Raw genomic sequence first — 11635 nt, forward strand, 5'->3', positions numbered from 1 at the left:
ACAATGCAACGAATAACAAGAATTATGGTTAACCATAATGATTCAGAGAAATTACTTTTACTGGAACAATATAATACCTTATTATCGTTGTTAAAGCCGTATTTAACTGAACGAACCTTTTCAATTTTATCAATACCAAAATTGATAGATAACAATCAATATATTGCTTGGTATACAAATCTTGAAGGTCAACCAATTTTACTAAGCAGTCTAACGGATGAAACACATAAAAAGCAGATTGAAGAAACACTACAAACTCGTATTAATGATATCGAAATGGCTATTAACTCGATGTCATTAACTAGTGAACAGAAAACCTTTATTTCATCATGGTTACCTAGAATTAAAAGTTTAGGTAACCAAATTTATATCGTCAATGACGATCCAATAATTGTCAATACTCTTGAACAACCTGTATTACCTAAACCTATTTCTGTTGCGCCAAAAGGATTTTGGCGCTGGTGGCATTTTTTATTATTAGCTTTATTACTGATTGGTTTATTAGGATTGCTTTGGTATTTCTTTTGTCCATATGGAAAAGAGAAAAAAACCGATCCTATTCCCTTAGTAACTCAACCTGTAGAAGAGAAGAAACCAGATCCTGAACCTGTCATAGATCTACCAAAAGAAACTAATACAGAGCCAACTATTCAAGAACCTGTTCCTGTAGCTGAATCCAAAATAGAACCAGAACCAATTCCTACACCGGAACCAGATCCAATACCGAAAGTTAAAAATCCACCTAACTGTATTTCTCAACAAGAAATAACGAATAATCGAAATCCATCTAAAATGGTACTAATTTTTGATAACTCATTATCTATGAATGTAACGATAACTGAACCACCATCAGAAATTGAAAAATATTTTAAGTATCATTTTGATATTGGTTACCCACGCTATATGTCAAGGGAAGAAATAGTGGCATTTGAGAAAAGAATGACACGTTTACCAACTCGCTTATCTACTAGTAAGAAAGTTGCAAGATCCAGTATTGATAAAATACAACCAAATATTGATATTTCACTCGTTACACTATCGACTTGCCCTGCGGCTGATACTACATCCTTTTTTAATTATGCTAAACGAGGGACTTTAAAAAGTAAAATTAATAAGTTAACCCCTTTTGATGGTCCGCAATCTGGAACATCACTATATAGTGGAGTGGAAAAAGCGAGTAAAATGCTTGATGGGGTAAAACGTGATGATTATATTCTCATTATTAGTGATGGTGATGATACCTGTACCAAGAAAAATATTTGTACTTTAGTAAATTCCATTGCAACACAAAAACCGCGGTTAAAAATTAATATTGTTGATATAGCTGGTGAACACAAAATTGATTGTGTAGCTAAAATGACCGGTGGTAAAGTTTATATTGCTCAAAATCCTAATGATATGATTAAACAAATGAATAAAGCAGTTTCTGATTTAAAAATAAATAGGCCTGTTTGTCAATAAAACTATACTAGTGAAATCATTTATCAACCATTTGATTGCTAATTGATTTTTTCAAGTTAAATGAGAATTTCTTGACAAAAAAACCAGACAAAGCGTCTGGTTTTTTATTTGTTCTTGATGTTAAAGTTTAATAATTTAGTTTAAAAATCTAAATTAGCCGCTTTGAGAGCATTTTCTTCAATAAATAATCGTCGAGGTTCAACTTCATCACCCATTAGTGTTGTAAATAGCTGATCTGCTTCGATGGCATCTTTAATTGTCACTTGCAACATGCGACGACTAGTTGGATCCATGGTCGTTTCCCATAACTGTTCTGGATTCATTTCACCCAAACCTTTATAGCGTTGGATTGTTAACCCACGGCGAGATTCCTTAATTAGCCAATCTACTGCCTCTTCAAAAGAACTAACTGGTTGATTACGTTCCCCTCGTTTGATAAATGCACCTTCCTCAAGTAAATCTTGTAATTGTGTACCCAAATGACAAATATTGCGGTATTCATTACTGTGAATAAAAACTTGATCTAATGCATAGCTAGTATCAACCCCATGAGTTCTTACTTTAATAATAGGTACATATAATTGTGTTTTTTCATTATAATTAACCAAATAACGATAAGTACTACCATGTTGTTCTTTGTTGGACAATTTCGTTACCATCGTTTTTGCCCAATCTTCTGCTTGTTGTTGATTTTTTAATATATCTTCATCTAACACATTGTGATAAATCAACTCAGAAAGCAAGGCTTTAGGGTAACGCCGTTCCATTTTTATAATGAGTTTTTCAACTTTTTGGTATTCTGCAATTAGCTTTTCTAATGCTTGACCTGCCAATGCTGGCGCATGATCATTCACATGTAATGATGCATCTTCAAGAGCTAGTGCTATTTGAAATTGTGTCATTGCATCATCATCTTTAATGTATTGTTCTTGCTTGCCTTTTTTGACTTTATATAGTGGTGGTTGGGCAATATAAACATATCCACGCTCAATGATTTCAGGCATTTGGCGATAAAAGAAGGTCAAAAGCAAAGTTCGAATATGCGAACCGTCGACATCAGCATCAGTCATAATGATGATGCTATGATACCGCATCTTGTCAGGATTATATTCATCTCGACCGATACCACAACCTAGCGCGGTAATAAGTGTTGCTACTTCTTGAGAAGATAGCATTTTATCGAAACGCGCTTTTTCGACATTCAAAATCTTACCTTTAAGCGGTAAAATTGCTTGATTCTTGCGGTTACGCCCTTGTTTAGCCGAGCCGCCCGCAGAGTCCCCTTCCACCAAGTAAAGTTCAGATAAAGCCGGATCTTTTTCTTGGCAATCAGCAAGTTTGCCTGGTAATCCACCTAAATCTAATGCACCTTTTCGGCGAGTCATTTCACGAGCTTTACGAGCTGCTTCACGAGCTCTAGCGGCATCAATTATTTTGCCTACAACAATTTTTGCATCAGATGGATTTTCAAGTAGATATTCGGTTAACTTTTCGCCCATTACTGATTCAACTGCAGATTTAACTTCCGATGAAACCAGTTTATCTTTGGTTTGAGAAGAAAACTTAGGATCTGGAACTTTAACCGAAACTACCGCAATTAAACCTTCTCTGGCATCATCTCCGGTAGCACTTATTTTAGCCTTTTTGCTGTAACCTTCACTTTCCATGTAATTATTCAATGTACGAGTCATTGCACCACGGAAACCAGCTAAGTGTGTACCGCCGTCTCTTTGCGGAATATTGTTGGTAAAACAATAAATATTTTCTTGATAACCATCGTTCCATTGTAATGCCACTTCTACACCGATATTATCTTTTTCGGTACTAAAATAGAATATTTTAGGATGAATCGGGTTTTTGTTTTTATTTAAATACTCAACAAATGCTTGAATACCACCTTCATAGTGATAATGTTCATTTTTCCCTGTTCGTTCATCAAATAGCTTAATTGAAACACCTGAATTTAAAAAAGAAAGTTCACGTAAGCGTTTAGCTAAGATTTCATGCACAAATTCTATATTGGTAAATGTTTGTGGGCTTGGCCAAAAGCGTACATAAGTACCAGATTCTGTTGTTTCATCAATAATCTTAAGTGGTGCTTCCGGAACACCTAAGTGATAGGTTTGCTGGTGAACTTTGCCATCACGATAAATAACTAATTCCAATTTGTCGGATAAAGCATTAACAACCGAAACCCCCACACCATGTAAACCACCAGATACTTTATAGGAGTTATCATCAAATTTACCCCCAGCATGTAGTACAGTCATAATAACTTCGGCTGCTGAAATACCTTCTTCCTCATGTATACCAGTTGGGATACCTCGACCATCATCACGAACAGAAACAGAATTATCTGGGTGGATTGTTACTTCAATATGGTTACAATAGCCAGCCAATGCTTCGTCGATGGCATTATCAACTACTTCAAAAACCATATGGTGAAGCCCTGTCCCATCATCGGTATCACCAATATACATACCGGGACGTTTTCGGACTGCATCAAGTCCTTTGAGCACTTTAATGCTAGATGAATCATATGAATTAGACATGGATTTCTCGACTTATTTAATTTTCTTTATCATTTTGTATATTTAGGAAATTATACCAGATTTTATGTTAAAAATCTTATCATTTTCACCGATCAAATGGGTAATCTGGTCTTGGCTGACAGCGGTAATAAATACTTGTGAATGTGCTAATTTTAATCGTTTAGCTAACAAGTTGCGTTTGTTTTGATCTAACTCTGAGGCAAAATCATCAATTAAGTAAATACATGATTGTTTTGTTTGTTTACTATAATATTCACCCTGAGATAAACGTAATGCACACATTAACAGTTTTAATTGACCTCGAGATAACAAATCTTCTACAGGAATATTGTCGATACGTAACTTAATATCAGCTTTATGTGGACCTAGCGAAGTATAATTTATCAGTTTATCACGTTCATATTGCCTATATAATAGGTCAGAATAATCAATATTATGTTCCCAACCTTGATAATATGAACATTTAAGTTGATATTCGGGCAAAAAAGCCTGACAAGTTTGTATAATTTCAGGAAAAATATGCTGTGTGTAATCCGCCCGGATTTGGCTGATCTTTTTGGCAATAGGTACTAGCTCTTTATCCCATGGTAGTAATTGATTATAATTATATGATTGCTTTAATAATGCGTTTCGCTGTTTAAATAAGCGTTTTATATTATTCCAAAGTGACACAAACTCAGGATAATGATGAAAACATCCCCAATCAATAAATGCACGACGATATTTAGGTCCCCCAGTAAGTAAATCAAATCCTTCAGGGGTGATTAATTGAATTGGTAATAATTTGGCTAAATCAGTTAATCTAAAGCCTTCATCACCATCTATTTTAATTGTATTATCATTATTGCGTGCTTTAGCAAGACCTATTGAACGAATTTGGTGATTTGTTGTTTCAATTTTACTAAATAATACTAGTTCTGGATATTCATGTTGAATGATGCGATTAGATTGTATGTGTCTAAATGATCTACCATGCCCTAACATGTAAATCGCTTCAAGAAAACTGGTTTTTCCACTACCATTATCACCAACAATAAAGTTGAAATATGGAGATAAAGTTAGCTCCGCATAATCAATATTACGAAAATGATGAATATTTATGTGGGAAAGAGTCATATAAGCTTAGTAATATGTCCGGCCGAAGCCGGAGAATTGAATGAGATTTGACTATAGTCGCATTGGCATAACAACATAAGTGGCAGATTGATCATTAATATCTTCAATTTGTACACTTGATGTAGCATCTGTTAACAAAAGTTGTACACTATCACATTTTAACGTATTTAATATATCTAATAAATAGGTCACATTAAAGCCAATTTCAAGTTCTGCTGACTCATATTTAACATCAATGACTTCTTCTGCTTCTTCTTGTTCAGGGTTATTTGCGGTAATTTTTATTTGATTATTGTTTACATAAAGTCTGATACCACGGAATTTTTCATTTGATAAAATTGCTACACGAGATAATGCATTTCTCAATTCTTCACATGAAACTTCAAGTGGTTTGTCAGGGCTTCGTGGTAATACTCGTTTATAATCTGGGAATCGACCATCAATAAGTTTTGATGTAAATGTGAAATCACCTAGGTTTACACGTAAATTATTGTTACCAATTTGCATGCTAATTAATTCGTCATTGTCACCAACCAATTTAGCAAGCTCAATCACGCCTTTCCTTGGTAAAATAACAGAATAAGATGTGGAAATATTTTGTCCGATCGGTTGTGCGCAAACCGCCAATCGATGTCCATCTGTAGCAACAGTTTTTAATTGACCATCTTCAATTTCAAATAACATCCCATTCAAGTAATATCTTACATCTTGATTGGCCATCGAAAATTGAACTGCATCAATAAGTCGTTTTATAGTTTTTTGTGGTACCGAAAGATCAACTTCACTTTGCCAATTTTCTAAATTGGGAAAATCATTTGCTGGTAAAGTTGATAATGAGAATTTACTTCGACCTGATTGAATTATCAACCTATTATCATCTAAGGTTACCGAAATTTGCGCATTATTTGGTAAATTTCGACAAATATCGAGAAATTTCCTAGCAGGCACTGTGGTTGCACCTGGCTCATTGGTTTCAATTAAAGGTAAATGTGAAATCATTTCAATTTCAAGATCTGTACCGGTCATTGATAATATATTATCACTCACTTGGAGCAATAAATTACCCAAAATTGGCAGCGTCGGACGACTACTAAGTGGAGCACTAACAAGTTGTAATGGTTTGATAAGTTTTTCGCGATCAATAATAAATTTCATAGTGTTGATTCTTTTTTAAGTTGATAATGTCCGAATTAAATTGGAATAATCCTCTTTAATATCATTGCTTTCTTCTTTTAATTCTGCGATTTTTCGACATGCATGTAGTACTGTTGTATGATCCCTTCCCCCAAATCCATCACCAATTTCAGGAAGGCTTTTATTGGTTAACTCTTTTGCTAACGCCATGGCGACTTGACGAGGCCTTGCTACTGAACGTGAACGGCGTTTAGATAATAAATCAGATACCTTAATTTTATAATACTCGGCAACAGTTTTTTGTATATTTTCAATAGTAATTAATTTTTCTTGTAAGGCAAGTAAATCTTTTAGTGCATCTTTAACGAAATCAATAGTAATGGATTTACCAGTAAAATTAGCATTAGCAATAACTCGATTAAGTGCCCCTTCTAATTCTCGGACATTAGAACGTAAACGTTTTGCAATAAAAAAAGCCACTTCTTCAGGTAGTTTAATATTATTTTCTTCGGCTTTTTTCATTAAAATGGCGACGCGAGTTTCAAGTTCAGGAGGTTCTATAGCAATGGTTAGTCCCCAACCAAACCGAGACTTCAAGCGATCTTCAACACCGTTAATTTCTTTTGGATAACGGTCAGAAGTTAAAATAATTTGTTGATTACCCTCGAGTAATGAATTAAAAGTGTGAAAAAACTCTTCTTGAGATCGTTCTTTATTAGCAAAAAATTGTATATCATCAATAAGTAAAGCATCGACAGAACGATAGTAATTTTTAAACTCTTCAATAGCATTATTTTGTAAGGCTTTTACCATGTCTTGAACAAATCGTTCAGAATGCATATAAACAACTTTGGCATTTACTTTGATTGCCAATATTTGGTTGCCCACAGCGTGCAACAAGTGGGTCTTACCTAAACCTGTCGAACCATATAGGAATAATGGATTATAAGCCTTCCCTGGGTTTTCAGCCACCTGTTTGGCTGCAGCAACGGCAAGTTGGTTCGATTTACCTTCAACAAAACTATCGAAAGTATGTTTATGATTAATTCCTGAATGATAAGTGTGATTATTTTCTTTAGTCGTTTTCCAAGCTGGTGTAATAGCTTCTTTAGGTTCTTCTTTCTTTGTTTTTTTATCAATAGATGTAGATAAGGTAGAACCAACTTCAAGATATAATTTCAGCGCATCGTTATTAAAAAGTTTATTTAATAACTGAGATATTGTTGTTAGGTATTTATTTCTTACCCAATCAAGGACAAATCTATTAGGAGCATAAATATAGAGTTTGTTATCAACCATTTCCGCTTGCAACGGACGAATCCATAAATTGAATTCTGTTGTAGGAAGCTCTTCTTGTAATTGAGAAAGACAATCTTGCCATATAGCGGTAGGCACAGTGACTCCTTTAACTTTGATTACTAACAATACGCTAATGATTATAATCTTTTTTGTGGATAAATTGTAGAGCAAAGACAATATATAATTTAGTTGCTAACAAACTATATAAGTTGAAAAAACCCGGTTGCATCCGGGTTTTTAGTATGACTAAAATTAATTTGTGGTATTAATTACTTTAACTTTTTGAATATTAATTGCTTTAATTTGGATTTCAACACGACGATCTGGGGCTAAACATGCTTTTAGTTCAGAACCACGAAGAGCATGACATTTAGTTCCTGTTATCGGTTGAGATTTACCCATGCCTCGAGCAGTAATTAAATCTGCTGGAACACCTTTAGAAACTAAATATTTCATGACTGAATTAGCACGTTGTTCTGATAATTTTTGGTTATATTTTTCAGAACCAATACGGTCAGTGTGACCAATTACAATAATAGTACTTTCAGTTGGATTAATTTTAACAAGTGTTGTTAATAAATTGTTTAATGCTTGACGACCTTCTTCTTTTAAGTCAGCCTTTGCATAAGCAAATAGTACATCTTCATTAAGTACATAACTGTTTTCTTTAGTTTTAACTTCCACTGGTGCTGCAATAGCTGGTGAACCTAAACGGTAAGTAATACCTAAAGTTAATAAACCGTTGTCTGGAGAGGCATCAGTTTTAGTATGAATATGATTAACATATTGATATTCTAAACGAGTAGAAAAATCTTCACTTAGACGATAATCTAGACCTAATGCAAAAACAGGAGAAACATCAGTCTTCGTTCCGCCTCGACCATAATCTTCTTTGTAATCTCCACTATTTTTCCATTTAGCAATAGTTATCATTCCACCTGCACGACCATAAATATCTAAGTCATCAGTAATAAATGATAATGGATAGCTTACTTTACCTGTTAAAGAAACGCCTTGTGCATCAACTTTACTTTTGCCAGCATTAGTATGATCATCTTTATAAGTTCTTTTATATTTAGCTGAACCTAACCAGTCATAACCTAATTCAAATGCAAGATAAGGATTGGCTTGGAAACCTAAAAAAGCACCACCACCAATATTGCTACGATCAGATGTTTTGATACCTGCATCTTCTCTATAATCACCCTTAAGAACTTTTTTTGAATCTAAATTATACATTTCAGACCAACCCAATTTACCACCAATGTAAAAAGTGTTGTCTTCGTATGCTGCGTTAGCTGCGGTTGTTGTTAATGCTGCAACTGCGATTGCTAGAGCTAGAGTTGTTTTTTTCATTTATGCCTCAACTTTGTTGTTATAGACGTTTAGTTTCTTTATTGTTTTGTTCTATCATGTATAGAATAATAGAACAATTTAGTTATCACTATACACAATTATGTTTCACATAATCTAAAAATAATTATAGCATATAAAATATACAAATCTATAATTAATGGTTTTATTAAGTGTAAATGTTTGTTTGACATCGTCAAATGATTTGATTAATTATAATGTAAAAATCATTAATAGTATTGGCTAATGTGCTAGCCATGATAAAAAAATCAGCTTCAAGGCGTTTATCTGATTCATCTGAGCTAATATCTTCATTTTCATCTAGAATAACTGCATCGAATTTAATGCGTTTAAATGTCAAATCAGTATTAACAATAAAGCTTACCCCTCGTTCATCAATTATTTGGACTTTTGTCACCCATTTACCTGAAGTGAAATGAACAAGTATTTCCTCACCAGTAATCTCTTGATTTTTAAAGACAACAATACCATTATCTTCAAGCGGATCTTTAAGTTCGGCTTGATTACCTAATATAAATGGTGGAAAATTCAGCTTCTCTTTAACCCATGTTGTTATAATTTGCTCAAGTGGTTTATCAATAGACCAAGGTGTGAGTGCAAGTGAACCCAGTTCTTTGCGTAAAATAGCTAAAATATCTTCTGCTTGTTTAAAACTATTACAGTCAACAATAATTCGCTTGTTATTGGTATCGATCCATAGCCAGTAATAATTATATTTACTAAATGCTCTAGGCATCAGATCGATCATGACTTCATCTTTCAAGGTTGCCTTTTCGTTTTTGGTTAGCTTTCTATTTAATACTTGTTCTTGTTTATCTATTTTCTCCAATAAAGCTTGTTTAATGACTGGTGAAGGTAATATTTTAGTCTCTTTCTTGATTCGTAATAATAAATGCCCTTGCATATCGACAATAAAGTCATCCTGATTATTATCATGGTAAGGTGAAACCCAACCCATTTTGTTATTATCTAAATTACCACAAGGTATAAATGGATGAGATTTTACTGCTTTTTCTATTATTTCTTTATTAAGCAACGAGTCGTTATTTAGCTGATAAATAATGGCATTTTTAAACCAAAGCATACTTGTATTTTCCTGAATTTTTAGTTACAGCTGAGTATTTTATCACAATTAACAGTCGTTAATTGTGATACATATAAGTTGTTATATGACATTTGTGTCTATAAACATCACTATATTGCTTAAAAATTATAAGCCACACCCATATAAATTGATGTCACTGTACTGTTAGCGATCATAGGACTATCTGCTGCATCTCCGGTTAACTTATCAACATGAATACCACCAAAGGTAGCAATATTAGCAGTTAAGGAATATTGTGCACCAAGTTCAGCATATGGGGTAAATGAACTATCAGCTTTATGATAACGCAGTCCTGAACGACGCGATTCCTTATGTGAAATACCATAATAATAATCATTATGGTTGTTATTTGCCCAGTTAATACCTATGGTTGGAACAATAATAAGATTTCCTTCTATAATTGGCGCACTATAGTCGGTGTTGACTAAAAGACTATTACTGTTATTTAACACATCAGTGGCAAGGCTACTTGAAAAAATGCCCCAATTCGTTGTAGCTGAATATTCGATTTGAGCGAGTATAGTTGAATGCCTTTTATCCAATTGTTTTAATTTATGATTATCTGAACTATGTGGTTTAAATTCATTGGATAAATAACTTGCGCCAATTGAAATACTTTGCTGCTCATCATTGTATGCATAAATGCCAGCAGACAAATCATCAATAAAAAGTACACCATTATCATAATCAATGTGTGGAATAGGCGAAAAAGATGAACCATAACCTTTATATGGCGAATCAGTCCAGCTTACGCCAACACCAAGAGTCGTGGGCGTGGGGGTCGCGATTGCCGTTGCAATAAATCCGAAATTAATTATAGATAAAATAGAAATTACACTCAGTGTTTTTTTCATTTCTCATACTCTTTTTTGATAGGGTTGTCTAATCTTGTCACGTGCTAGCAAATAATAATGTATATAATGAATAGATATTTATCTGGACAAATATATCGTCACAAAATCTATACACTAATCGTACATTGTAACAAGTAGAATTCTTGAATAATAATGCCACATTTTATTATGTTTGAATATGGATTAGTGAGATAACTTATGAGTAAACCAACTTTAGAAATGATCAACAGTCGCCCTGATGATGCGACATTACTTGCCGATGAAGCCAAATATTGTTCTTTTGGTGATACAGTGCATTATGTTGAACCACCGAAAATCTTTGATGGATGTGAAGGTAGTTACATGTATGATAAAGAAGGTAAAGCCTTCCTCGACCTTCAAATGTGGTACTCAGCTTGTAACTTTGGGTATGCCAATGAACGTTTAAATAATGTTCTCAAAAAACAAATTGATACCCTGCCGCAATGTGCTAGCCAATATTTGCACCCAACCAAAATTGAATTAGCTAAAACGATTGCTCAAGGTATGCAACAGCGATTTGGTTATGAAGGTCGCGTACATTTTAATGTTGGTGGTTCACAGTGTATTGAAGATTCATTAAAATTGGTTCGTAATGCCTCTGGTGGTAAATCTTTGATGTTTGCTTTTCAAGGTGGATATCATGGTAGAACACTTGGTGCATCATCAATCACTTCAAGTTATCGTTATCGTCGTCGTTATGGTCATTTTGGTGATCGTGC

9 protein-coding genes are annotated in these 11635 nt (G+C 33.9%); 2 read left to right on the forward strand and 7 right to left on the reverse strand.

Translation table 11 applies throughout. The features are described from left to right. Positions 1–3: 3 nt before the first annotated feature. Positions 4–1461 (forward strand): hypothetical protein, encoded by a 1458-nt coding sequence (locus Q0K76_RS11995; RefSeq protein ID WP_294615910.1) that lies wholly within the window; start codon positions 4–6, stop codon positions 1459–1461. Between the two features lie 140 nt (positions 1462–1601). On the opposite strand, the gene gyrB is transcribed toward Q0K76_RS11995, so the two are convergent. From gyrB to Q0K76_RS12030, 7 genes are all read right to left on the reverse strand, one after another. After that, a complete protein-coding gene (gyrB, locus tag Q0K76_RS12000; protein WP_294615911.1) occupies positions 1602–4013 on the reverse strand; it encodes a DNA topoisomerase (ATP-hydrolyzing) subunit B in 2412 nt (803 codons plus the stop codon). 42 nt (positions 4014–4055) lie between these two features. Next, positions 4056–5129: a DNA replication/repair protein RecF gene (gene recF / locus Q0K76_RS12005; RefSeq protein ID WP_294615912.1), complete on the reverse strand. Its 1074-nt coding sequence runs from the start codon at positions 5127–5129 to the stop codon at positions 4056–4058. A 51-nt stretch (positions 5130–5180) separates the two neighbouring features. Next, entirely contained in the window at positions 5181–6284 is a 1104-nt protein-coding gene (dnaN, locus tag Q0K76_RS12010; RefSeq protein ID WP_294615913.1) for a DNA polymerase III subunit beta, read from the reverse strand. A 15-nt stretch (positions 6285–6299) separates the two neighbouring features. After that, the gene (dnaA, locus tag Q0K76_RS12015; protein ID WP_294615914.1) at positions 6300–7658 is read right to left on the reverse strand and encodes a chromosomal replication initiator protein DnaA; all 1359 of its coding nucleotides are present in this window, start codon (positions 7656–7658) and stop codon (positions 6300–6302) included. Positions 7659–7814: 156 nt separating this feature from the next. Then, a complete protein-coding gene (gene ompA, locus Q0K76_RS12020; protein WP_294615915.1) occupies positions 7815–8918 on the reverse strand; it encodes a porin OmpA in 1104 nt (367 codons plus the stop codon). A 193-nt stretch (positions 8919–9111) separates the two neighbouring features. Then, positions 9112–10020: a recombination-associated protein RdgC gene (locus tag Q0K76_RS12025; protein WP_294615916.1), complete on the reverse strand. Its 909-nt coding sequence runs from the start codon at positions 10018–10020 to the stop codon at positions 9112–9114. Positions 10021–10139: 119 nt separating this feature from the next. Then, positions 10140–10895 (reverse strand): MipA/OmpV family protein, encoded by a 756-nt coding sequence (locus tag Q0K76_RS12030; RefSeq protein ID WP_294615917.1) that lies wholly within the window; start codon positions 10893–10895, stop codon positions 10140–10142. Positions 10896–11093: 198 nt separating this feature from the next. Here Q0K76_RS12030 and Q0K76_RS12035 point away from each other — a divergent pair. After that, positions 11094–11635 (forward strand): aminotransferase class III-fold pyridoxal phosphate-dependent enzyme (locus Q0K76_RS12035; RefSeq protein WP_294615918.1); only part of this gene is annotated, 542 nt, incomplete at its 3' end.

The sequence above is a fragment of the uncultured Gilliamella sp. genome (assembly GCA_945271295.1).
Classification (GTDB): Bacteria; Pseudomonadota; Gammaproteobacteria; order Enterobacterales; family Orbaceae; genus Gilliamella.